The sequence below is a fragment of the Pseudomonas sp. GW456-L13 genome, assembly GCF_017350115.1.
GTDB classification, from domain to species: Bacteria; Pseudomonadota; Gammaproteobacteria; order Pseudomonadales; family Pseudomonadaceae; genus Aquipseudomonas; species Aquipseudomonas jessenii.
This window is the reverse complement of record NZ_JACNAS010000001.1, coordinates 2,372,458-2,396,517: the sequence shown is the minus strand read 5'-3', so window position 1 is coordinate 2,396,517 and position 24,060 is coordinate 2,372,458. Positions and strand designations below refer to the sequence as shown.

The 24,060-nt window shown below is 60.4% G+C and carries 19 protein-coding genes; 12 read left to right on the top strand and 7 right to left on the bottom strand.

The window, feature by feature from the left end:
• The first annotated feature begins 158 nt into the window (after positions 1–158).
• The 6 genes from J4D25_RS10920 (at position 159) to J4D25_RS10895 (ending at position 7,974) form a co-directional block, all read left to right on the top strand.
• The gene (locus J4D25_RS10920; protein ID WP_178081865.1) at positions 159–908 is read left to right on the top strand and encodes a FadR/GntR family transcriptional regulator; all 750 of its coding nucleotides are present in this window, start codon (positions 159–161) and stop codon (positions 906–908) included.
• 403 nt (positions 909–1,311) lie between these two features.
• Positions 1,312–2,223 carry a 5-dehydro-4-deoxyglucarate dehydratase gene (gene kdgD / locus J4D25_RS10915; protein ID WP_057716441.1) on the top strand — a complete coding sequence of 304 codons (912 nt, stop codon included), beginning with the start codon at positions 1,312–1,314 and terminating at the stop codon, positions 2,221–2,223.
• Positions 2,224–2,284: 61 nt separating this feature from the next.
• Positions 2,285–3,730: an aldehyde dehydrogenase family protein gene (locus J4D25_RS10910; RefSeq protein WP_057716440.1), complete on the top strand. Its 1,446-nt coding sequence runs from the start codon at positions 2,285–2,287 to the stop codon at positions 3,728–3,730.
• A gap of 188 nt (positions 3,731–3,918) precedes the next feature.
• Entirely contained in the window at positions 3,919–5,280 is a 1,362-nt protein-coding gene (locus J4D25_RS10905; RefSeq protein WP_057716439.1) for an MFS transporter, read from the top strand.
• An 11-nt stretch (positions 5,281–5,291) separates the two neighbouring features.
• Positions 5,292–6,845: a galactarate dehydratase gene (garD, locus tag J4D25_RS10900; RefSeq protein WP_057716438.1), complete on the top strand. Its 1,554-nt coding sequence runs from the start codon at positions 5,292–5,294 to the stop codon at positions 6,843–6,845.
• 187 nt (positions 6,846–7,032) lie between these two features.
• Positions 7,033–7,974 carry an AEC family transporter gene (locus J4D25_RS10895; RefSeq protein WP_057716437.1) on the top strand — a complete coding sequence of 314 codons (942 nt, stop codon included), beginning with the start codon at positions 7,033–7,035 and terminating at the stop codon, positions 7,972–7,974.
• Here J4D25_RS10895 and J4D25_RS10890 read toward each other — a convergent pair.
• From J4D25_RS10890 to gatC, 7 genes are all read right to left on the bottom strand, one after another.
• Positions 7,971–9,452, bottom strand: a complete 1,482-nt coding sequence (locus J4D25_RS10890; RefSeq protein ID WP_057716436.1) for a PhoPQ-activated pathogenicity-related family protein — start codon at positions 9,450–9,452, stop codon at positions 7,971–7,973. The two genes, J4D25_RS10895 and J4D25_RS10890, sit on opposite strands and share 4 nt — an antisense overlap.
• A gap of 213 nt (positions 9,453–9,665) precedes the next feature.
• On the bottom strand, positions 9,666–10,046 hold the full coding sequence (locus J4D25_RS10885) for a carboxymuconolactone decarboxylase family protein (RefSeq protein WP_057716435.1): 381 nt from the start codon (positions 10,044–10,046) through the stop codon (positions 9,666–9,668).
• Positions 10,043–11,104: a calcium/sodium antiporter gene (locus tag J4D25_RS10880; RefSeq protein ID WP_057716434.1), complete on the bottom strand. Its 1,062-nt coding sequence runs from the start codon at positions 11,102–11,104 to the stop codon at positions 10,043–10,045. The genes J4D25_RS10885 and J4D25_RS10880 overlap by 4 nt, the downstream gene beginning before the upstream one ends.
• A gap of 50 nt (positions 11,105–11,154) precedes the next feature.
• Complete coding sequence (locus J4D25_RS10875) at positions 11,155–11,529, bottom strand: septal ring lytic transglycosylase RlpA family protein (protein WP_008051680.1); 375 nt, start codon at positions 11,527–11,529, stop codon at positions 11,155–11,157.
• Between the two features lie 164 nt (positions 11,530–11,693).
• Positions 11,694–13,139, bottom strand: a complete 1,446-nt coding sequence (gene gatB, locus J4D25_RS10870) for an Asp-tRNA(Asn)/Glu-tRNA(Gln) amidotransferase subunit GatB (RefSeq protein WP_057716433.1) — start codon at positions 13,137–13,139, stop codon at positions 11,694–11,696.
• Positions 13,140–13,149: 10 nt separating this feature from the next.
• Positions 13,150–14,601: an Asp-tRNA(Asn)/Glu-tRNA(Gln) amidotransferase subunit GatA gene (gene gatA, locus J4D25_RS10865; protein ID WP_057398872.1), complete on the bottom strand. Its 1,452-nt coding sequence runs from the start codon at positions 14,599–14,601 to the stop codon at positions 13,150–13,152.
• A gap of 17 nt (positions 14,602–14,618) precedes the next feature.
• On the bottom strand, positions 14,619–14,906 hold the full coding sequence (gatC, locus tag J4D25_RS10860; protein WP_003221657.1) for an Asp-tRNA(Asn)/Glu-tRNA(Gln) amidotransferase subunit GatC: 288 nt from the start codon (positions 14,904–14,906) through the stop codon (positions 14,619–14,621).
• A gap of 211 nt (positions 14,907–15,117) precedes the next feature.
• Between gatC and mreB the strand changes: the two genes are divergently transcribed.
• From mreB to J4D25_RS10830, 6 genes are all read left to right on the top strand, one after another.
• On the top strand, positions 15,118–16,155 hold the full coding sequence (mreB, locus tag J4D25_RS10855; protein ID WP_002555108.1) for a rod shape-determining protein MreB: 1,038 nt from the start codon (positions 15,118–15,120) through the stop codon (positions 16,153–16,155).
• A gap of 143 nt (positions 16,156–16,298) precedes the next feature.
• Complete coding sequence (gene mreC / locus J4D25_RS10850; RefSeq protein WP_079246811.1) at positions 16,299–17,423, top strand: rod shape-determining protein MreC; 1,125 nt, start codon at positions 16,299–16,301, stop codon at positions 17,421–17,423.
• Entirely contained in the window at positions 17,423–17,914 is a 492-nt protein-coding gene (gene mreD, locus J4D25_RS10845) for a rod shape-determining protein MreD (protein ID WP_007970244.1), read from the top strand. Before mreC ends, mreD begins: the two co-directional genes overlap by 1 nt.
• Positions 17,915–17,946: 32 nt before the next feature.
• On the top strand, positions 17,947–18,555 hold the full coding sequence (locus J4D25_RS10840; protein WP_057716431.1) for a nucleoside triphosphate pyrophosphatase: 609 nt from the start codon (positions 17,947–17,949) through the stop codon (positions 18,553–18,555).
• Between the two features lie 45 nt (positions 18,556–18,600).
• Entirely contained in the window at positions 18,601–20,058 is a 1,458-nt protein-coding gene (gene rng, locus J4D25_RS10835; RefSeq protein ID WP_008018726.1) for a ribonuclease G, read from the top strand.
• A 75-nt stretch (positions 20,059–20,133) separates the two neighbouring features.
• Positions 20,134–23,937, top strand: a complete 3,804-nt coding sequence (locus J4D25_RS10830; protein WP_057716430.1) for a YhdP family protein — start codon at positions 20,134–20,136, stop codon at positions 23,935–23,937.
• Positions 23,938–24,060: the final 123 nt, after the last annotated feature.

Genomic DNA, 24,060 nt, shown 5'->3' with positions numbered 1-24,060 from the left:
CGCGATGGACTTGAAAACGCCGCGTTGATCCAGGAAGCACGCGTTATCGTTAACCTCCATCGCGAGCAGACTCGCTCCTACAGGGTAAGGTGATCGTACAACCGCGTTGCGCTATGATGCGCTTTCAGCCGCCGATTTTTTCGAGACAGATGTTCACCATGGAAAACCCGAACGACGTACCACGCCTCCCACGCAAGCGCCGCAGCCTCGCTCAGGAACTGGTGACGGTGCTGTCGGAGCAGATCCGCGACGGCCATCTCAAGCGTGGCGACAAGTTGCCCACCGAGTCGGCCATCATGGATGCCCATGGTGTCAGCCGCACGGTGGTGCGCGAGGCGATTTCCCGTTTGCAGGCGGCAGGGCAAGTGGAAACCCGCCACGGTATCGGCACCTTCGTGCTCGACACGCCGAGCCCGAGCGGTTTCCGTATCGACCCGGCGACTGTGGTAACCCTGCGAGATGTGCTGGCGATCCTGGAACTGCGCATCAGTCTGGAAGTGGAGTCTGCCGGGCTGGCGGCGCAACGTCGCAGTCCGGAACAACTGGCCAACATGCGCGCCGCCCTCGATGCGTTGAATGAAAGTGCCGCTCACGCCAGTGACGCCGTGGCTTCGGACTTCGCCTTCCACCTCGAAATCGCGCTGTCCACCGGCAACCGCTACTTCACCGACATCATGACCCACCTGGGCACCAGTATCATTCCGCGCACCCGGCTGAACTCCGCGCGCCTGGCCCATGACGACCAGCAGCACTACATGAGTCGCCTGAGCCGTGAGCACGAAGAAATCTACGACGCCATTGCCCGTCAGGATTCCGATGCGGCGCGGGCCGCCATGCGTTTGCACCTGACCAACAGCCGTGAGCGGTTGCGTCATGCCCATGAAGAGGCTGAGGCGCAGCGCGGATAAGAAATCCGACTCCGGTAATCCCTCGCCTGATCTGCCGCCATCGCGAGCAAGCTCGCTCTCACAGTGTCTTGTGTTGATCGTAGAATCGAGATCACACACAGCCCCCTGTGGGAGCGAACTTGCTCGCGATTGGGCCGTAAGCCACACCAGAAAGCCTCGTTCCTACTGACTTCTCTTCTGACAACGTATCTCTGATACGCCTACGGTCGCGACTTTTTTCCTCCGTGCTCTTAGGTCGGAGAGCCTCTGATTTGCTGGTTTCCTGATCCGGTTGTCCAACAATTTTCACCCGCAGCGATGAAATGCAGTTGACGGTTGTATTTTAAGTTGTACGATGACCTACAACTTCAGCGCAGGCTGAACGGTTTTCTCACACAACGTCGCAATCCAGGGTGTTCGAATAATGAATCCACAAGAACTGAAGTCCATCCTCTCTTCCGGTCTGCTGTCTTTCCCGGTTACCGATTTCAATGCACAGGGCGACTTCAACCGCGCGGGTTACATCAAGCGTCTGGAATGGTTGGCCCCATACGGCGCCTCGGCTCTGTTCGCCGCAGGCGGCACCGGTGAGTTCTTCTCTCTGGCGGCCAGCGAATATTCGCAAATCATCAAGACTGCGGTCGACACTTGCGCCACCAGCGTGCCAATCCTGGCCGGTGTCGGCGGTTCGACCCGCCAGGCTATCGAATACGCACAGGAAGCAGAGCGTCTGGGCGCCAAAGGTCTGCTGCTGCTGCCGCACTACCTGACCGAAGCCAGCCAGGACGGCGTTGCCGCCCACGTTGAAGCCGTGTGCAAATCGGTCAACATCGGCGTGGTGGTCTACAACCGTAACGTCTGCCGCCTGACCGCGCCGCTGCTGGAACGTCTGGCCGAGCGCTGCCCGAACCTGATCGGCTACAAGGATGGCCTGGGTGATATCGAGTTGATGGTGTCGATCCGTCGCCGCCTCGGTGATCGCTTCAGCTACCTGGGTGGCTTGCCGACCGCCGAAGTCTACGCCGCGGCCTACAAGGCACTGGGCGTGCCGGTCTACTCCTCGGCGGTGTTCAACTTCATTCCGAAAACCGCGATGGACTTCTACCACGCGATCGCTCGCGAAGATCACGCCACCGTCGGCAAGATCATCGACGACTTCTTCCTGCCGTACCTGGACATCCGTAACCGCAAAGCCGGTTATGCCGTAAGCATCGTCAAGGCCGGGGCAAAAATTGCCGGCTACGACGCAGGTCCTGTGCGTGCACCGCTGACCGATCTGACCGGCGAAGAGTACGAAATGCTCGCCGCGCTGATCGACAAGCAGGGCGCGCAGTAACACATCCGTTCAAGTAAGGCCGCTGAGCAATCAGCGGCCTTTTGCGTGAGGAGATCTCAAAGTGGCAGATACAAAGCGTTTCGATAACTACATCAACGGCGAATGGGTTGCCGGTGGCGATTATTCGACCAACATCAACCCGTCCGAACTGACCGACGCCATTGGCGACTACGCCAAGGCTGATCTGGCTCAGGTCCACGCTGCCATCGACGCCGCCCGTGCCGCGTTCCCGGCCTGGTCCACGTCCGGCATTCAGGCGCGTCACGATTCCCTGGATAAAGTCGGCACTGAGATCCTCGCCCGTCGCGAAGAACTCGGCACCCTGCTGGCCCGGGAAGAGGGCAAGACCCTGCCTGAAGCCATCGGCGAAGTGACCCGCGCCGGCAATATCTTCAAGTTCTTCGCCGGCGAGTGCCTGCGCCTGTCCGGCGACTACCTGCCGTCGGTGCGTCCGGGCGTCAACGTTGAAGTCACTCGCGAAGCTTTGGGCGTGGTCGGTCTGATCACCCCGTGGAACTTCCCGATCGCCATCCCGGCATGGAAAATCGCCCCGGCCCTGGCCTACGGCAACTGCGTCGTGCTGAAACCCGCAGACCTGGTTCCAGGTTGCGCCTGGGCCCTGGCCGAAATCATCTCCCGCGCAGGCTTCCCGGCCGGTGTGTTCAACCTGGTGATGGGCAGCGGTCGCGTGGTGGGCGATGCACTGGTCCACAGCCCGAAAGTCGACGGCATCAGCTTCACAGGCTCCGTGGGCGTGGGTCGTCAGATCGCTGTCAGCTGTGTATCGCGCCAGGCCAAAGTCCAGTTGGAAATGGGCGGCAAGAACCCGCAGATCATTCTCGACGACGCCGACCTCAAGCAAGCGGTCGAGTTGTCAGTACAGAGCGCGTTCTATTCCACCGGCCAGCGTTGCACGGCTTCCAGCCGCTTTATCGTCACCGCCGGGATTCACGACCAGTTCGTCGAAGCCATGGCCGAGCGCATGAAGTCGATCAAGGTCGGCCATGCATTGAAGGCGGGTACCGATATCGGTCCGGTGGTCTCGCAAGCGCAACTCGAGCAGGACATGAAGTACATCGACATCGGCCAGTCCGAAGGTGCGCGTCTGGTCAGCGGCGGTGGTCTGGTGACGTGCGACACCGAGGGCTACTTCCTCGCGCCAACCCTGTTTGCCGACAGCGAAGCTTCGATGCGCATCAGCCAGGAAGAGATCTTCGGCCCAGTGGCCAACATCGTCCGCGTCGCCGATTACGAAGCCGCGCTGGCCATGGCCAACGACACCGAGTTCGGGCTGTCGGCGGGCATTGCCACCACCTCGCTGAAGTACGCCAATCACTTCAAACGGCACTCCCAGGCCGGGATGGTGATGGTCAACCTGCCGACCGCCGGTGTGGATTACCACGTTCCGTTCGGTGGGCGTAAAGGTTCATCCTATGGATCACGTGAGCAAGGTCGCTATGCGCAAGAGTTCTACACGGTCGTGAAGACCAGCTACATCGGTTCGTAACAAGAAACACCGCGGTATTGGCAACGATACCGCGCCCCCTGTAGGAGCGAGCTCTGCTCGCGATGGTCTCGAGATCGCGAAGTTCAGCCTGATGCCCAGCGTCATCGTTGACGACCATCGCGAGCAAGCTCGCTCCTGCAAAGCACCGTTATTACCCGCATAAAAATAATCAGTGGGAGTACATCTACATGCAATCGACCCAGAAGCCGACTCACGTCCGCTATTTGATCCTGCTCATGCTGTTTCTGGTGACCACAATCAACTACGCCGACCGGGCTACCATCGCAATCGCTGGCTCCAGCCTGCAAAAAGACCTCGGCATCGACGCCGTGACCCTCGGCTACATCTTCTCCGCATTCGGTTGGGCCTATGTGGCCGGGCAAATCCCCGGCGGCTGGCTACTGGACCGTTTTGGCTCGAAAAAAATCTACGCATTGAGCATCTTCACCTGGTCGCTGTTCACCGTGCTGCAAGGCTTCGTCGGTGAATTCGGCATGTCCACGGCGGTGGTTGCGCTGTTCATGCTGCGCTTCCTGGTGGGCCTGGCTGAAGCGCCGTCTTTCCCTGGTAACGCCCGAATCGTTGCGGCGTGGTTCCCGACTGCTGAACGCGGTACGGCCTCGGCGATCTTCAACTCGGCGCAATACTTCGCCACCGTGCTGTTCGCTCCGCTGATGGGCTGGATCGTCTACTCCTTCGGCTGGGAGCACGTGTTCATCGTCATGGGTATCCTGGGCATCATCTTCTCGCTGGTCTGGCTGAAAGTGATCTACAGCCCGCGCGAACACCCACGGATCAACGATGCTGAGTTCAAGCACATCTCCGAAAACGGCGGCATGGTCGACATGGACCAGAAGGGCAAGAAGTCCGACGGTCCGAAGTGGGATTACATCCGCCAGTTACTGACCAACCGCATGATGCTCGGCGTGTACCTGGGCCAGTACTGCATCAATGGCATCACTTACTTCTTCCTGACCTGGTTCCCGGTGTACCTGGTGCAGGAGCGCGGCATGACCATCCTCAAGGCCGGTTTCATTGCGTCCTTGCCGGCAATCTGCGGCTTCATTGGTGGTGTGCTCGGCGGGGTGATTTCCGATTACCTGTTGCGCAAGGGCCATTCCCTGACCTTCGCCCGCAAGGCACCGATCATCGCTGGCCTGTTGGTTTCCAGCAGCATCGTGGCGTGCAACTACGTGGACGTAGAATGGATGGTCGTCGGCTTCATGGCCCTGGCGTTCTTCGGCAAAGGCGTCGGCGCACTGGGCTGGGCCGTGGTGTCCGACACTTCGCCGAAGCAGATCGCCGGTCTGAGCGGTGGCCTGTTCAACACCTTCGGTAACATTGCTTCGATCACCACTCCAATCGTGATCGGTTACATCATCAGCTCCACCGGTTCATTCAAGTGGGCGTTGGTGTTCGTCGGTTGCAACGCACTGGTTGCGGTGTTCAGCTACCTGGTGATCGTGGGCCCGATCAAGCGCGTGGTGCTCAAAGAGCCACCAGCGAACGGTACTGAAGCCCCAGGCAAATTGTCTCAAGCGCATTCCTGAGGAGCGGCGTCATGCAGTTGATTGAACATTCCGACTCGCCGCGCTACATCCGCCTGCACGAGCGGGACAACGTAGTGATCGTGGTCAATGATCAGGGTGTACCGGCCGGCACCGAGTTTGCGGACGGTCTGGTTACCGTGGATTTCGTGCCGCAGAGCCACAAGGTCACCCTGGAAGACATTCCCGAAGGTGGCCAGGTGATTCGTTATGGCCAGGTCATTGGCTATGCCTTGCAGCCGATTCCCCGCGGCAGTTGGGTCAAGGAAGATCAACTGCGCATGCCGACCGCGCCACCGCTGGACAGCCTGCCGCTGTCCACCGACGTGCCGGCCGCGCAGGCACCGCTGGAGGGCTTCACTTTCGAGGGTTATCGCAACGCCGACGGCACCGTCGGCACGCGCAACATTCTCGGCATCACTACCACCGTGCAGTGCGTGACCGGAGTACTGGATCATGCGGTCAAGCGCATCAAGGACGAGTTGCTGCCCAAGTACCCGCACGTCGATGATGTGGTGGCGCTGACCCACAGCTACGGCTGTGGCGTGGCCATCACCGCCACCGACGCGTACATCCCGATCCGCACCGTGCGCAACCTGGCACGCAACCCGAACCTGGGTGGCGAAGCCTTGGTGATCAGCCTGGGCTGCGAGAAATTGCAGGCCGGGCAAGTGATGCACGAGAACGACAGCTCGGTGGATTTGAGCGAGCCATGGCTGTACCGCTTGCAGGATTCCAGTCACGGCTTCACCGAGATGATCGAGCAGATCATGGAACTGGCCGAGACGCGCTTGAAGAAGCTCGATCAACGTCGCCGGGAAACCGTGCCGGCATCCGAGTTGATCCTGGGCATGCAATGCGGTGGCAGTGATGCGTTCTCCGGCATCACCGCCAACCCGGCGCTCGGTTATGCCTCCGACCTGCTGCTACGGGCCGGTGCGACGGTGATGTTCTCCGAAGTCACCGAAGTGCGCGATGCGATTTATCTGCTGACCTCCCGCGCGGAAAACCAGGACGTCGCCCAGGAACTGGTGCGGGAAATGGACTGGTACGACCGATACCTGGCCAAGGGCGAGGCGGATCGCAGTGCCAACACTACGCCGGGCAACAAGAAGGGCGGGTTGTCGAACATTGTCGAGAAATCCCTGGGATCGATCGTCAAGTCCGGCAGCAGCGCGATCAACGGCGTGCTTGGCCCTGGCGAGCGTTTCAAGCGCAAAGGCCTGATCTTCTGCGCGACCCCGGCCAGCGACTTTGTCTGCGGGACCTTGCAGTTGGCGGCGGGGATGAACCTGCACGTGTTCACCACCGGTCGTGGCACGCCTTACGGTCTGGCCATGGCGCCGGTGGTGAAGGTCTCTACCCGGACCGAACTGGCGCAACGCTGGCCGGACCTGATCGACATCGACGCAGGGCGTATTGCCACCGGCCGCGCGTCCATCGAAGATCTTGGCTGGGAGTTGTTCCACTACTATCTGGACGTGGCGAGCGGCAAGAAGCAGACGTGGGCCGAGCAGCACAAGCTGCATAACGACATCACCTTGTTTAACCCGGCGCCGATCACCTAAGACCGAGTCGCCTTCATCGCGAGCAAGCTCGCTCCCACAATGGATTTTCGCCGTGCACAGATTTTGTGTTCGGCACTGGAAAAATGTGGGAGCGAGCTTGCTCGCGATATCGGTCTAACAGACGCCAGGGGACTTGGTGGCTTATCATTAGCCCCCTAACGACGCCCACCCCCAAGGTCATCCCGGCATGCTGGCAATTTTCCTCGAAACCCTGAACATCACCGCGCCGGTGTTCGTCATGCTGTTTCTGGGGGGGCTGCTCAAGCGCATCGACTGGATCAACGACAATTTCATCCACACCGCGTCGGCATTGGTGTTCAACGTCACCATGCCGGCGCTGCTGTTTCTGGGCATCCTGCATGCCGACCTGCACGCGGCGTTACAGCCGGCGCTGCTGATCTATTTTTCCCTTGCGACCCTGGTGTGTTTTGCCATCGCCTGGGTTTGGGCGATCTGGAAGTGCCCGCGGGAAGATCGGGGGATCTACACCCAAGGTGCCTTTCGCGGTAACAACGGGGTCATTGGCCTGGCGCTGGCGGCGAGCATGTACGGCGACTACGGGATTTCCCTCGGGGCGATCCTGGCGGCGCTGGTGATCCTGTTCTACAACACCCTTTCGACCATCGTGCTGGCGGTGTACAGCCCGGTGATCAAGTCCGATCCGTGGAGCATCTGTAAAAGCGTGTTCAGCAATCCGCTGATCATCAGCGTGATTGCGGCTGCACCCTTCGCCTATTTCAAGATCGGCTTGCCCGGCTGGCTGGAAACCTCCGGCCAGTACCTGGCGCAAACCACGTTGCCGCTGGCGCTGATCTGCATCGGCGGCACGCTGTCGCTGGCGGCACTGCGCAAAAGCGGCAGCATGGCGCTGAGTTCAAGCCTGGTGAAGATGATCGGCTTGCCAGTATTGGCGACACTGGGGGCGTGGTTGTGGGGCTTTCGTGGGGCGGAACTGGGGATTCTGTTTCTGTACTTCGGCAGCCCGACAGCCGCAGCCAGTTTCGTCATGGCCCGGGCGGCGGACGGCAATCACGAGTTGGCGGCAGCGATCATCGTGATCACCACGCTGATGGCGGCGGTCACCACTAACGTCGGGATCTTCTTTTTGCAGTGGGGTGGCTGGATTTAACGCCTCTGTTCATCGGCCAGGGTTTTGCACGCCGGTTCGATAACCGGAGGCGCCTGGGTCGGATAGTGCGTGGGTATGACCTGAACCGGGGTCGTCACGACGAAGCCATCGGCAAAAGTCGTTTCGACAAAGGTCGCTTTCCAGCCATTTTCCGGTGTGTCGATCTGCATGTCGGCGTTGAACGGGTCCGTGAGCTTTACGTCTTCCGGCGCGTACTGGATGCCACAGGGGTGACGAAAGTCCCGGGCGACCGGATTTACCGCCGTCCACTGAACCACTCGCACCGGTGCCTCGGAAAAGCTCAGCCCCATCCCTTGTGATGAAACGTGCGGGTTCGAGCGCATGGAAATGACCGGCAAAGGTTTGTCCTGTTGCCAGCGATTGATGACCGGTATCAGCGAGTTCTCGATGAACCGGTTGATACCGTAGTGGCTCGCATTGGGAGCGACTCGCAAAGCTTTCGGACCTGGCAATTGATCGAAGAAATACTGCGAATTGTCTGGCAGGAAAAAATCGTCGCTGCTGGCATTGACGATGTATTTCGGAATCGCCAGCCGATCGGCATAGCGGGTTTGCAGGTAGCTTAACGGGTCTTCGATTTTCATCAGGTGTGCGAAGTTTTCAGTCTTGATCTGTTGGGTGATGCCCTCGTGATGGTAGTCAAAAAATGCCAGTGGCCAGTTCTTTCCATAGGCTTGCCAGGTATGTTCAAGCACATTGTCCGTGCCCAGTACGTCGATCACAAACGGCACGATGGCCATGATCCGGTCATCTGCAATCGCCGCCAGCCAAGTGGTCCAGCCACGTTTTGATGCGCCGCTGGCAATGAATCGGTCTATTCCCCAGGGTTGCAGCTCCTTTTGCGCGAGGTCCATGGCCTTGACCATCGACACCACCATGGGCAGGCGCACCGACATGTACGGGCGCTGGTGCGGGTCATCGAGGAAGAGTTTCCAGCTGTGGGCGACACTGGCATCTTCCGTGCGCGCTATGCCGTCGTCGGCATAGGTCAGGTACTGGTTCGGAACGTTGCTGACTGAAATGACAATCGTGCGTGTTTTGCGCGCCACTTCAAGTGCCATGGCTTCGGTAAAGTCCGTCGGTTCGCCGGCGTTGTTTTTCCCTGCGTTGGGGGTTCCGTTATTGGCAACCAACAGTGACTGGGCGCGCAGGGCATTGTCCGGGATGTAGATGTCCACGGTGTGTTTCCACTGTGCTGGACTGACCAATCCCAGCGGCGACCATTGCTGGGAGGACAGGTCGAAACTGCGCTTTTCCACACCTGGAAATGTCGTGTTGCCTTTGGCGGTGTAAACCAGTGGATTGGCGTCTTCGGCTTTCTTGTAGCAGGCAAGCACTTCGCTGAAGTCTTGATTGCCGGCCTCGAAGCACGCTTGGGTTGAAGCATGTATCGAACTGCTGACGAGCAGGCTGGATAACATCAATTTCGACAATACGAACCTGACTTTCAATCGCATGGGAACCCTCCTTGTAAGGCAGGGGGAGGTTCGAGTGCTGGGTGTAACGAAGCTGCGCCGGCCTTCCCCCTGGCGGTTTTTTGTCGGCGCAGTGTGTCGAAAGGAGGTGTGGATGAACAGGTTTGGCGGGGCGCCTTTTATTGTCGAAATATGTGGTTGAGCCGTTCAGTCACGAGCGTTACCGAGGGCTGTGGTCCGCTCTGGCGATGGTGATCACTCCGGCTTCTGGTAGCTGTCGATCACTTCCTGCGCCGCGCGAAACGCATCGATCGCCGCCGGCACGCCGGCATACACCGCGCAATGCAGCAGCGCTTCGCGAATCTCCTCCACGGTGCAGCCGTTGTTCAGCGCACCGCGCACGTGACCTTTCAACTCCTGCGGGCACTTGAGTGCGGTCAGGGCTGCGAGGGTAATCAGGCTGCGGGTTTTCAGCGGCAAGCCTTCGCGATTCCACACGCCGCCCCAGGCGTGTTCGTTGACGAAGTCTTGCAGCGGCTGGGTGAACTCGGTGGCGTTGCCCAGTGCGCGGTCGACGAAGGCGTCGCCCATCACTTGGCGGCGGACTTCAACGCCGGGTTTTTTATTCTCGGTCATGGGACTTCCTTCTTATGGTGCTGGCGACGCCAGGCGCGAAGTGACGTGAACAGCAAAAACGCTACCAGCGCTGGCAGGACGAATAACAGCATCAAGTGTTCCAGCTTGCCGGCCAGTGGCATGCCGGTGGTGAACGACACCACGTGCAGCCCATACGCCAGGTACAAACCCAGAAACAGCAGGCCTTCGGCGCGGGTCACCCGATAGCCGGAGTAGAACACCGGCAGGCACAGCGCCGCGATGCCGAGCATCACCGGCAGGTCGAAATCCAGGGCGTTGGGCGACACCGACAGCGGTGACGGTGCTACGAGCGCGGTAAAGCCGAGCACGCCCAGGAGGTTGAACAGGTTGCTGCCAATCACGTTGCCCACGGCAATATCGCGTTCGCCGCGTATAGCCGCGATCAACGAAGTGGCGAGCTCAGGCAGTGAGGTACTGACGGCGACGATGGTCAGGCCGATGATCCGCTCCGACAACCCAAGGTCGGTAGCGACCGCAACGGCTGCCCCCAGCAGCAAGTGTCCGGCGTACACCAGCATCGCCAGTCCGGCGACGATCATCAGCAGGCTGCTCAGCCATGACGCCTGGCCGTTGTGATCATGGCTCGATACCGGGCGTGCCGAGTGTCGCGACTGACGCAGTAACAAGCCCAGGTAAATCGCCAGCGCCGTCAGCAACATCACGCCGTCGGCCCGGGTCAGTTCTTCATTCCAGGCGAGTACGAACACCAACAGGCTGGCGCCGATCATCAACGGAATATCCAGGCGCACCAGTTGCCGGGAAACCCGTAAAGGAATGATTAGCGCGGACAACCCGAGGGTGACGAGGATGTTGAAAATGCTGCTGCCGATCACACTGCCGACGGCGATGTCGGCATTGTGCGCCAGGGTCGCTTGCAGGCTGACCGCCATCTGCGGTGCGCTGCTGCCGAGGGCGACGATGGTCAGGCCGATGATCAGCGGTCGTACGTGCAATCGCGCGGCGATGCGTACGGCGGCGCGCACCATCAATTCGGCGCCGATAATCAGCAGGAGCAATCCGCTGAGCAATTCGATCACGCTGATCAGGGGTAAATCGGCTAATCCGAAAATGGTCGGGGCTCCATCGGTCAGTCGTCGAGGGCTTGCACGCGAACCCGCGCGGTGCCGCTGCGCAGCATGCCCAGGCGCTCGGCGGCTTCCTTGGACAGGTCGATCAGGCGGCCCCGGGTGTGCGGCCCGCGATCATTGATGCGCACCACGCAGGATTTGTCGTTATTCAGATTGGTGACCTTCACCCGTGTACCGAAGGGTAGCTGGCGATGGGCGGCGGTCATGGAATTCATGTTGAAACGCTCGCCGTTGGCGGTGCGTTTGCCTTGGTGTTTGGCGCCGTAGTACGAAGCCACGCCGGTTTTGTCGTAGCCATGCGGATCGACGGTGTCGGTGCTGGCGCAACCGGCCAGGAGCGAAAGGAGGGCGCAAAGTCCAAGTAGACGCTTCATTTGAAAGCTTCCGAAAACAAATGTGGGAGCGAGCTTGCTCGCGATTGGCATTCTGACAGTCAACTTTGTGTTGAGTGCCGGACCGCTATCGCGAGCAAGTCGAATCGTCGCACCGTCGCTCCCACAGGGAATGGAGCCAGATTTTAGAGCTGGCTCCATTCTCATCAGCCTTCGAGCTTGCTTTTGAGCAGTTCGTTGACCTGTTGCGGATTGGCCTTGCCTTTGGAGGCTTTCATGGCCTGACCGACGAAGAAGCCGAACATCTTGCCGCGCTTGGCTTCGTCTGCGGCGCGGTATTGTTCGACCTGCTCGGCGTTGGCCGCGAGCATTTCGTCCAGCACCGCCGAGATGGCGCCGGTGTCGGTCACTTGCTTGAGGCCGCGCTTGTCGATGATCTCGTCTGCGCTGCCTTCGCCGTTGGCCATCGCTTCAAACACCACCTTGGCGATCTTGCCGGAGATAGTGTTGTCCTTGATGCGCAGCAGCATGCCGCCCAGAAGCTCGGCGGAAACCGGCGACTCTTCGATGTCCAGGCCTTGCTTGTTGAGCAGGCTGCCCAACTCGACCATCACCCAGTTCGCTGCCAGTTTGGCGTCGCCGCCGATGCTCGCGACTTTCTCGAAGTAATCGGCTTGCTCGCGGCTGGTGGCCAGCACGCTGGCGTCATAGACCGACAGACCGAATTGCTCCTGGAAGCGCTCGCGCTTTTGCGGTGGCAATTCCGGCAGGGTGGCGCGCACGTCGTCGAGGAAGGAGTTCTCTATGACCACTGGCAACAGGTCAGGATCGGGGAAGTAACGGTAGTCGTTGGCTTCCTCTTTGCTGCGCATTGGACGGGTCTCGTCCTTGTTCGGGTCGTACAGGCGGGTCTGCTGGATCACCTTGCCGCCGTCTTCGATCAATTCGATCTGACGCTGGATTTCGCTGTTGATCGCCTTCTCGATGAAGCGGAACGAGTTGACGTTCTTGATCTCGCAGCGGGTGCCGAACTCGACCTGGCCTTTCGGACGGATCGACACGTTGCAGTCGCAACGCAGCGAACCTTCGGCCATGTTGCCGTCGCAGATCCCTAAGTAACGCACCAGGGCGTGGATCGCCTTGACGTAGGCCACGGCTTCCTTGGCGCTGCGCATGTCCGGCTCGGAAACGATTTCCAGCAGCGGCGTGCCGGCACGGTTCAGGTCGATGCCGGTGGCGCCGCTGAATTCTTCGTGCAGGCTCTTGCCGGCGTCTTCTTCCAGGTGCGCGCGGGTGATGCCGACACGTTTGACCGTGCCGTCCTCGAGGGCGATGTCCAGGTGGCCCTTGCCGACGATCGGCAGCTCCATCTGGCTGATCTGGTAGCCCTTGGGCAAATCCGGGTAGAAGTAGTTTTTACGGGCGAACACGTTGTGCTGGCCGATCTCGGCGTCAATCGCCAGACCGAACATCACCGCCATGCGTACCGCTTCCTGGTTCAGCACCGGCAGCACACCGGGCATGCCCAGGTCCACCAGGCTGGCCTGGGTGTTCGGCTCGGAACCGAAGGTGGTGGAACTACCGGAAAAGATTTTCGACCGGGTGGTGAGCTGGGTATGAATCTCCAGCCCGATCACGACTTCCCATTGCATGTGTGTCTCCTCAGAAGCCGGTTGGGGTGCGGGTGTGCCAGTCAGTGTTCAACTGATACTGGTGGGCAACGTTCAACAGGCGACCTTCCTGGAAGTACGGAGCGAGCAATTGCACGCCGACCGGCAGGCCGTCGACAAAACCGGCTGGCATCGACAGGCCGGGCAGGCCTGCGAGGTTGGCGGTGATGGTGTAGACGTCTTCCAGGTACGCAGCGACCGGGTCGCTGTTCTTGGCGCCAAGCTTCCAGGCCGGGTTCGGCGTGGTTGGGCCGAGGATGATGTCGACCTCATTGAAGGCGGCCATGAAGTCGTTCTTGATCAAGCGACGAATCTTCTGCGCCTTCAGGTAGTAGGCGTCGTAGTAACCGGCGGACAGGGCGTAGGCACCGACCATGATCCGGCGCTGCACTTCTGTCCCGAAACCTTCGCCACGGGAGCGCTTGTACAGGTCTTCCAGGTTTTTCGGGTCTGCGCAACGGTAGCCGAAACGTACGCCGTCGAAACGCGACAGGTTGGAGGACGCTTCCGCCGGGGCGATCACGTAGTACGCAGGAATCGCGTGCTGCATGTTCGGCAGGCTGATTTCCTTGACCACGGCGCCGAGCTTTTTCAGCTCTTCGACGCTGGCCATGACCAGGTCGGCAATGCGCGGGTCGAGACCGGCGCTGAAGTACTCTTTCGGTACACCGATACGCAGGCCTTGCAGCGAACCGTTGAGGCTGGCGCTGTAGTCCGGCACGGGTTCGTCGATGCTGGTGGAGTCATTCGGATCAAAGCCAGCCATACCTTGCAACAAAATTGCGCAGTCTTCGGCAGTGCGCGCCAACGGGCCGCCCTGATCGAGGCTGGAGGCGTAAGCGATCATGCCCCAGCGCGATACGCGACCGTACGTCGGTTTCAGGCCGGTGAGGTTGGTCAATGCCGCTGGCTGGCGGATCGAGCCGCCGGTGTCGGTGCCGGTAGCCGCAGGCAACAGACGAGCGGCCACCGCCGCCGCCGAACCGCCGGACGAACCACCTGGCACGTGTTCCAGGTTCCACGGGTTTTTCACCGCGCCGTAGTAGCTCGACTCGTTGGCCGAACCCATGGCGAATTCGTCCATGTTGGTCTTGCCCAGGGTCACGGCGCCGGCAGCGGCCAGCTTGGCGACGACGGTGGCGTCGTACGGGGCCTTGAAGTTGTCGAGCATCTTCGAGCCGCAGCTGGTGCGAATGCCCTGGGTGCAGAACAGGTCCTTGTGGGCGATCGGCGCGCCGAGCAGGGCGCCGCTCTCACCATTGGCCCGGCGGGCGTCAGCGGCTTTCGCCTGCGTCAGCGCCAGGTCTTCGGTGAGGCTGATGAAACTGTTGAGCTGCGGATCGAGCTGGGCGATGCGCGCCAGCAGGACCTTGGTCAGCTCTTCGGAGGAAAACTTTTTATCGGCGAGTCCGCGGGCGATCTCGGCCAGAGTCAATTGATGCATTGCAGGCTCTTTCCCTATTAGTCGATGACTTTCGGAACCAGGTACAGGCCGTTTTCGACCGCTGGTGCGATGGACTGGTAGGCCTCGCGGTGATTGGTCTCGGTCACGACGTCTGCGCGCAGGCGCTGGCTGGCTTCCAGTGGGTGGGCCAGCGGTTCGATACCGTCGGTATCGACCGCCTGCATTTCGTCGACCAGCCCGAGAATGCTGTTAAGGGCCGAAGTGATGTGTGGAAGATCGGCATCATTAAGGCCAAGGCAGGCCAGATGAGCGATTTTTTCCACGTCGGAGCGTTCAAGCGCCATTGGGATTCTCCAGTGGAAAACAAAACGGACGGCGTCCGTGTGTTAGATTGTCGGAACACTACCGCACTTCTACGGTCATAAGGCCGCGATTGTGGGGCTTGGTGCACAGAAAAGCGGCCAATTTAACATATTGGCGCCTTGCCCAAAATCCCTGTCGTTGTTAGAGTTTGCCGCACTTTTTTACCCACGCGTTGCCTAGGGTCCCTTTCCCATGTTCAAGAAACTGCGTGGCATGTTTTCCAGCGATCTTTCCATTGACCTGGGCACTGCCAACACCCTTATTTACGTGCGCGAGCGCGGTATCGTCCTGAATGAGCCCTCCGTTGTGGCCATTCGGACACACGGTAACCAGAAAAGTGTCGTTGCTGTCGGCACCGAAGCCAAGCGCATGCTGGGTCGTACGCCGGGCAACATTGCTGCCATTCGTCCGATGAAAGACGGCGTGATCGCCGACTTCAGCGTGTGCGAAAAAATGCTGCAGTACTTCATCAACAAGGTTCACGAAAACAGCTTCCTGCAGCCTAGCCCACGCGTGTTGATCTGCGTTCCATGCAAATCCACCCAGGTTGAGCGTCGTGCCATCCGTGAATCGGCCCTTGGCGCCGGTGCCCGTGAAGTGTTCCTGATCGAAGAGCCAATGGCCGCTGCGATCGGTGCCGGTCTGCCGGTTGAAGAAGCTCGCGGTTCGATGGTCGTGGATATCGGTGGCGGTACCACTGAAATCGCGCTGATCTCCCTGAACGGTGTGGTTTACGCCGAATCCGTACGTGTGGGCGGCGACCGCTTCGACGAAGCGATCATCACCTACGTGCGTCGCAACTACGGCAGCCTGATCGGTGAATCCACCGCCGAGCGCATCAAGCAGGAAATCGGTACCGCGTATCCGGGCGGCGAAGTTCGCGAAGTCGACGTTCGCGGCCGTAACCTGGCCGAAGGCGTTCCACGCGCATTCACCCTGAACTCCAACGAAGTGCTGGAAGCTCTGCAAGAGTCGCTGGCAACCATCGTTCAGGCCGTGAAAAGCGCCCTGGAGCAATCGCCTCCGGAGCTGGCTTCCGATATCGCCGAACGTGGTCTGGTACTGACCGGTGGTGGCGCCTTGCTGCGTGACCTGGACAAATTGCTGGCCCAGGAAACCGGTCTGCCGGTGATCGTTGCCGAAGACCCGCTGACCTGCGTTGCTCGCGGCGGTGGCCGTGCATTGGAAATGATGGATAAACACACCATGGACCTGCTTTCCAGCGAATAAGTCGCCGGATTGCCTCTATGCTGTTGAGCGCGCAGGCAGCACTTTGCAGTGCTGCCTGTTCGCGTTTATCTTCTGTCAGTCTGCATCCAGGCCGGATTGCTGCCGTATGAATAAACAGAACATTTGCCTGGGAGGAGCGGCTTATTAAACCGCTTTTCACCAAGGGCCCTTCACTTGGCGTGCGCCTGTTGGTGCTGGTCGTGCTATCGGTCGCGCTGATGGTGGTCGATGCCCGTTTCAGTCTGCTCAAGCCTGCACGCAGCCAGATGTCGCTGGTGCTGATGGACGCCTACTGGATCACCGACCTGCCCGGACGACTGTGGGAAGGCGTTGCCAGTCAGTTTGGCAGCCGGACCGAACTCGTCGCCGAAAACGAAAAACTCAAGACCGAGAACCTGCTGTTGCAGGGGCGCATGCAGAAGCTTGCCGCCCTGACCGAGCAGAACGTTCGGCTGCGCGAGTTGCTCAACTCTTCGGCCCTAGTCAACGAGAAGGTCGAAGTGGCCGAGTTGATCGGCATGGACCCCAACCCCTTCACCCATCGCATCATCATCAATAAAGGTGAGCGCGATGGCGTAGTCCTCGGTCAGCCGGTACTCGATGCCCGTGGCCTGATGGGGCAGGTGGTCGAGTTGATGCCCTACACCTCCCGCGTCTTGCTGCTGACCGATACCACCCACAGTATTCCGGTGCAGGTGAACCGTAACGGTTTGCGGGCGATTGCCAGCGGCACCGGTAACCCGGAACGTCTAGAGTTGCGGCATGTGGCCGATACCGCCGACATCAAGGAGGGCGACCTGCTGGTCAGCTCCGGCCTCGGTCAGCGTTTCCCGGCGGGTTATCCGGTGGCGACGGTCAAGGAAGTGATTCACGATTCCGGCCAGCCGTTTGCCATTGTCCGCGCCGTTCCGACCGCCGCCTTGAACCGTAGCCGTTACCTGTTGCTGGTGTTCAGCGACAACCGGACTGCCGAAGAGCGCGTCAACGCTGCCGCCCAGGCCCAGGAAAGCCTGGATGCGCAGGGCGGTGGGCCGATCATTCCGTCGACGGTTCCGAAACCGGTCAGCCCCGCGGTCCCCGCTGCACCGGCCGCCGCACTGGCGATTCCTGCGACGGCGGCACCTGCGGTCACCGCGCCAGCCAAGCCAACCACCACGCCAGCCAAGCCTGCGGCCGCGACTAAACCGCCGGCGGCGCAACCCGCTGCCGCGAAGCCTGCCGCCAAACCGCCAGTGTCCGCGCCGGCCACTCCAGTGGGGAGAGAATAATGGGCGGTGTGAAAGCATCCCGAAACGGCTGGATAGTCTGGCTGACGTTCGCCGTCGGTCTGCTGTTGAGCGTTTCGCCTCTGCCGCAATTCATGGAAATCCTGCGCCCGCTGTGGCTGGCGTTGTTGCTGGCATTCTGGGCGTTGAACCTGCCGCAGACCGTCGGGATGGTGACGGCGTTTTGCCTGGGGCTGGCTGAAGACGTGCTCTACGGTACCTTGCTGGGTCAGAATGCCTTGATCCTGACGCTCATCACCTATCTGGTGCTGGCGCTGCAGCAGCGCCTGCGGATGTTCCCGATGTGGCAACAGAGCCTGGTGATCCTGGTGATCTTCGGCCTCGCCCAGCTTGTACAACTGTGGCTCAGTGCCTTGACCGGCAATCGTCAGCCGACGTTGGCGCTGGTGCTGCCGGCACTGGTCAGTGCGCTGCTCTGGCCCTGGATCAGTTTCGGTTTGCGCGGACTGCGTCGACGCTACAAAATCAATTAATTCGCTCAGGCATGGGACAGGGAGAGGTCTTGATGAAACGGTTGTACCTCGCCTCTGGTTCGCCGCGTCGACGTGAATTGCTCACGCAGATCGGCGTTGCGTTCTGCGCCGTCAGTGCGGACATCGATGAAACTCCTTTAGCTCAAGAATCCCCATCGGCCTACGTCGAGCGTCTGGCGCGCGGCAAGGCCGAGGCCGGGCGCGGCGGCGTCGTGTCTGACGAACCATTCTGCGTGCTCGGTGCCGATACCGCCGTGGTGCTCGATGGAAAAATTCTCGGCAAACCGGTTGATCAAGCGGATGCGTGCGCCATGCTGACGATGCTGTCAGGGTGTGAACATGAAGTCCTGACCGCGATTGCCGTGCTCGATGGCGGACGTTGCGAGTCCCGGGTTGTCACCAGCCGGGTACGTTTTCGAGATATCAGTCGTGAGGAAGCCGCAGCCTACTGGGCCAGCGGCGAACCACGGGACAAGGCAGGCGGTTATGGCATTCAAGGACTGGGTGCGGTGTTTGTCGCCGGGCTCGATGGAAGTTATTCAGCGGTGGTCGGACTACCGCTTTGCGAAACCGCGGAACTGCTCGGCCATTTCGGCATACCCTGTTGGCAACCCCGGAACGCACACCAAGCAACGTTCTGAACAAATGCGGCCATTATCGTGAACATGCCTGAACGAGACCCTGCCATGAGTGAAGAGATTCTGATCAACATCACGCCGATGGAGTCGCGCGTGGCGGTGGTCGAAAACGGTGTCCTGCAAGAGGTCCACGTCGAGCGTACGCAAAAGCGCGGGATCGTCGGCAACATCTATAAAGGCAAAGTCGTGCGGGTATTGCCTGGAATGCAGGCGGCATTCGTCGATATCGGCCTGGACCGTGCCGCGTTCATTCATGCGTCGGAAATTTCCCTGCGCGAAGGCCCGGCGGTCGAGAGCATCAGTGCACTGGTGCACGAGGGCCAGAGCCTGGTGGTGCAGGTGACCAAGGATCCGATCGGTTCCAAAGGCGCACGCCTGACCACCCAGCTTTCGATTCCTTCACGTTATCTGGTGTACATGCCGCGCACGGCCCATGTCGGTATTTCTCTGAAGATCGAAGACGAAGCCGAGCGCGAACGCCTCAAACAGGTGGTCACTGATTGCGTGGCCAAGGAAGGTATCAAGGAAGCTGGCGGTTTCATCCTGCGCACGGCAGCCGAAGGTGCCGGCGCGGATGAAATCCTCATGGACATCCGTTATCTGCGCCGTCTCTGGGATCAGATCAACGCCCAGATCAAAACCATCAGTGCGCCTAGCGTAATCTACGAAGACCTCGGTCTGGCGCTGCGCACCCTGCGTGACCTGGTGAGCCCGAAAATCGAGAAGATCCGCATCGACTCCCGGGAAACCTTTCAGAAAACCACGCAATTCGTCGCCGAACTGATGCCCGAGATCGCTGACCGCCTGGAGCATTACCCGGGCGAGCGGCCGATTTTCGACCTGTATGGCGTCGAAGACGAAATCCAGAAGGCACTCGAACGCAAGGTCCCGCTCAAGTCCGGCGGTTATCTGGTGGTCGACCCGGCGGAAGCCATGAGCACCATCGACGTCAACACCGGGGCGTTCGTCGGCCACCGCAATCTCGAAGAGACCATCTTCAAGACCAACCTCGAAGCCGCGACGGCCATCGCCCGTCAATTGCGCCTGCGTAACCTGGGCGGAATCATCATCATCGACTTCATCGACATGGAAGATGAAGAGCACCAGCGCCAGGTGTTGCGCACGCTCGAAAAGCAACTGGAGCGCGATCACGCCAAGACCAACATCATCGGTATCACCGAGCTGGGCCTGGTGCAGATGACCCGCAAGCGCACCCGCGAAAGCCTTGAACAGGTGTTGTGCGAGCCGTGCAATGCCTGTCAGGGACGGGGCAAGCTCAAGACCCCGGAAACCGTTTGCTACGAAATCTTCCGTGAAATCTTGCGCGAGGCTCGCGCCTATCAGGCGGAAGGCTATCGTGTATTGGCAAACCAGAAAGTGGTGGACCGCCTGCTCGACGAAGAGTCGGGCAACGTTGCCGAACTGGAAGGGTTTATCGGGCGCACCATCCGCTTCCAGGTCGAAACCATGTATTCCCAGGAACAATACGACGTGGTGCTGCTCTGAAGCGTTTTGTTTTGATTGTTCGAGAATGGCTGGCCTCAGCTTTTTGCAAAACTTTTGCCATGGGAGCCACCTGACATGGACCGTCTGACACGCATATTGGCCGCACTGACCCGCTGGGGTCTGGGCCTGTGCGCGTTGGTTTTGGTGTTGATGGCGCTCTACGTCAGCCTTGGCCGGGAGCTGACGCCGCTAGTCGCCGAGTACCGCGCCGACATCGAAACCAAAGCCAGCGATGCCTTGGGCATGCCGTTGCAGATCGGCGAGCTCGAAGGCAACTGGAGTGGATTCGCCCCTATATTGATGGCCCGCGACGTGACGGTCGGCGACGGCGCCAATGCCTTGCACCTGGATCAGGTGCGCGCGGTGCCGGACCTTTGGGCCAGCTTGTTGGCCCGCCAGGTACGCATCGCTCATCTGGAGTTCAGCGGCCTCAAGATCAACCTCAGGCAAGTTGAGGGCGGTCAGTGGGCTCTGGAAGGTTTGCCGATGCGCCAGGACCAGCCCACCGATCCGGAGCAACTGCTCAATCAGATGCAGATGATCCAGCAACTGTCGGTGCTCGACAGCCAGGTGACCTTGCAGCCGTTTGGCGAATCGCCGCTGACCTTGACTTATGTCGGCCTGAATCTGAAAACCGGGGCGTCGCGGCAGCGGCTCGACGCACGGCTGACCCTGCCGGACGGGCAACCGGTGGCCATGAGCCTGCGTACCCGTATTCGAGCCAGTCAATGGAAGGACGGTGAAGCCGAGGTCTACCTGAGCCTGCCGCAAAGCGACTGGTCGAAGTGGTTGCCTGAACGCCTGACCCAACAGTGGAATTTTTCCGAGATCAAGGCCGGCGGCGAGCTGTGGGTGACTTGGGGCAAAGGCGCCTTGCAAAGCGCTGCGGTGCGCGTGAACGCGCCACAACTCAAGGGTGCCTACGCCGAGCGCAAGCCGATCCAGATCAATAACCTGGCGCTCAATGGTTACTTCCAGCGCAGTGCCAAAGGTGCGTCAGTGACTCTGGACTCCCTGGCGATGAACTTCGGCGAGACCCGCTGGGAAACGCATCTGCAGCTCACGCAAAACGCCGCCACTGATAAAACCGAAGAACTCTGGCACCTGCAAGCCGACCGGGTTGATCTCACGCCGCTGACCCCGCTGCTCAACGCACTGGCGCCGTTACCAGAGGGTTTTGCCACGGTCGTCGAGCGGCTCAAGGTCACGGGTGGCCTGCGTAACGTGCTGATCGACTTCCGCCCCAATGCCACCGACGACAGCAAATTCGGGTTTGCCGCCAACCTCGACCAGGTGGGCTTCGACGCCTATCACGGTGCGCCGGCGGCGCGAAATGTCAGCGGCAGCATCAGCGGTGACCTGGGGCACGGCGAACTGCGCATGGACAGCAAGGATTTCATGCTGCACCTGGACCCGATTTTCGCCAAGCCATGGCAGTACATTCAGGCCAATGCGCGGCTGACCTGGAAACTCGATAAAGAAGGTTTCACCCTGATCGCGCCGTATCTGAAAGTGCTGGGCGAGGAAGGCAAGATCGCCGGCGACTTCCTGATTCGCCTGTATTTCGATCACACCCGGGAAGACTACATGGACCTGCGGGTCGGCCTGGTGGACGGTGACGGTCGCTACACCGCCAAGTACTTGCCGACGGTCCTCAGTCCGGCGCTGGACGAATGGTTGCGCACGGCGATTCTCAAGGGCGCGGTGGATCAAGGCTTCTTCCAGTATCAAGGGTCGCTCAGCCCCGGTGCCGCGGACGTCGATCGCAGCATCAGCCTGTACTTCAAGGTTCACGATGCCGAACTGGCCTTCCAGCCGGGCTGGCCCCATGTCAGCAAGGTCAGCGGCGATGTGTTTGTCGAAGACAGCGGCGTGCGGATTCTGGCCAGCAAGGGCCAGTTGCTCGACACCCAGGTCAACGATATCTACGTCGACATTCCCCATGTGCCGGCCGGACAGAACGTTCATTTGTTCCTCGATGGCGGATTTTCCGGCGGTTTGGGCGATGGCTTGAAAATCCTTCAGGAAGCACCGATCGGCACCGCAGCAACCTTTGCCGGCTGGGAAGGCGAGGGTGACCTGCAAGGCAAGTTGAAGCTCGATATTCCCCTGGCAAAAGGCGAGGAGCCGAAGATCCTCGTCGATTTCAAGACCGCCAAGGCGCGCTTGAAACTGGCCGAGCCTGCGCTGGAACTGACCCAACTCAAAGGTGATTTCCGTTTCGACAGCGGCAAAGGCCTGACCGGGCAGAACATCAGCGCCCGGGCGTTCGACAAACCGGTCACCGCACAGATATTTGCCGATGGCAGCCCGGGCAAGCACAGTACCCGGGTGGCCGCGTCAGGGCAGGTCGAGGTCAAGAAACTGACCGACTGGCTGAAGGTCACCCAGCCTCTACCGGTGAGCGGTGTGATCCCGTATCAACTGCAACTGACCCTGGACGGCGCCGACAGCCAGTTGATGGTCAATTCCAGCCTCAAGGGCGTGGCCGTCGATTTGCCTGCACCGTTCGGCATAACCTCCGAGGCCGGGCGCGACACCACGTTCCGCATGACCTTGCAGGGCGACGAGCGGCGTTATTGGGTCAACTACGGGGACTTGGCGAGTTTCACGTTCGCGGCCCCGGCCAGTAGTTTCGCCGACGGTCGCGGGGAGTTGTTCCTCGGTGGCGGCGAGTCCGTCTTGCCTGGCACCAAAGGTTTGCGGATACGGGGCGTGCTGTCGGAGCTGGACGTTGGCCCGTGGAAGGATCTGGTGGGCAGATACGCCGGACAAGACCCCGGCGGCAGCGCCAGGCAACTGCTCAGCGGCGCGGATTTCAAGGTGGGCAAACTCAGCGGTATCGGCACCACCCTCGATCAGGCCTCGATCCAGCTGGCGCGCAAGCCTTCCGCCTGGGCGCTACAACTGGACAGCCAGCAGATCAATGGCAGCGCCAGCCTTCCCGATGCGAAAGCCACGCCGATCACGATCAATCTGCAAACTGTGCGCCTGCCCGCACCGGACCCGACCGTGCTGGCCGATGAAAACTCGCCGGATCCGCTGGCGTCGGTGGACCCGACAAAAATCCCCGCGATGGACATCACCATCAATCAGCTATTCCAGGGGCAGGATCTGGTGGGGGGCTGGTCGCTGAAAATTCGTCCGACGCCCAAGGGCATAGAGTTCAACTCCCTGGACCTGGGCCTCAAGGGCATGCTGTTGGTGGGCAGCGGTGGTTGGGAAGGCGTACCTGGCGCCAGCAACAGCTGGTACAAGGGCCGTATCAGCGGCAAGAACCTCGCCGATGTGCTCAAGGGCTGGGGGTTTGCGCCGAGCGTCACCAGCCAGGACTTCTATATGGATGTCGATGGCCGCTGGCCCGGCTCACCGGCCTGGGTGGCGACCAAGCGTTTCTCCGGCACGCTTGATGCGACCCTCAATCAGGGTCAGTTCGTCGAGGTTGAGGGCAGTGCCCAGGCGCTGCGGGTATTTGGCTTGCTCAACTTCAACTCCATCGGCCGGCGCCTGCGCCTGGATTTCTCCGACCTGTTCGGCAAAGGCCTGAGTTATGACCGGGTCAAGGGGCTGCTGGTCGGGACCAATGGTGTGTATGTCACCCGTAAGCCGATCCAGCTGACGGGTCCGTCGAGCACCATTGAACTCGACGGCACCCTGAACATGGTGGCCGATCAGATCGATGCGAAACTGATGGTGACCTTGCCGGTGACCAATAACCTGCCGATTGCCGCATTGATCGTCGGTGCACCCGCGGTCGGCGGGGCGCTGTTCCTGATCGACAAGCTGATCGGAGACCGGGTCGCCCGTTTCGCCAGTGTGAAGTACACCGTCAAAGGGCCTTGGAAAGAACCGAAGATTGCCTTCGACAAGGCTTTTTGAAACGCCATCCTTCGGGCCTATGGAGTAGCATGGCCATTGCGGCTCGCCCCCTGTAGGAGCGAGCCCGCTCGCGATGGACGTGAACGATGACGCAGGCTGTCTGAAAAAACGCGTCGCATTCAA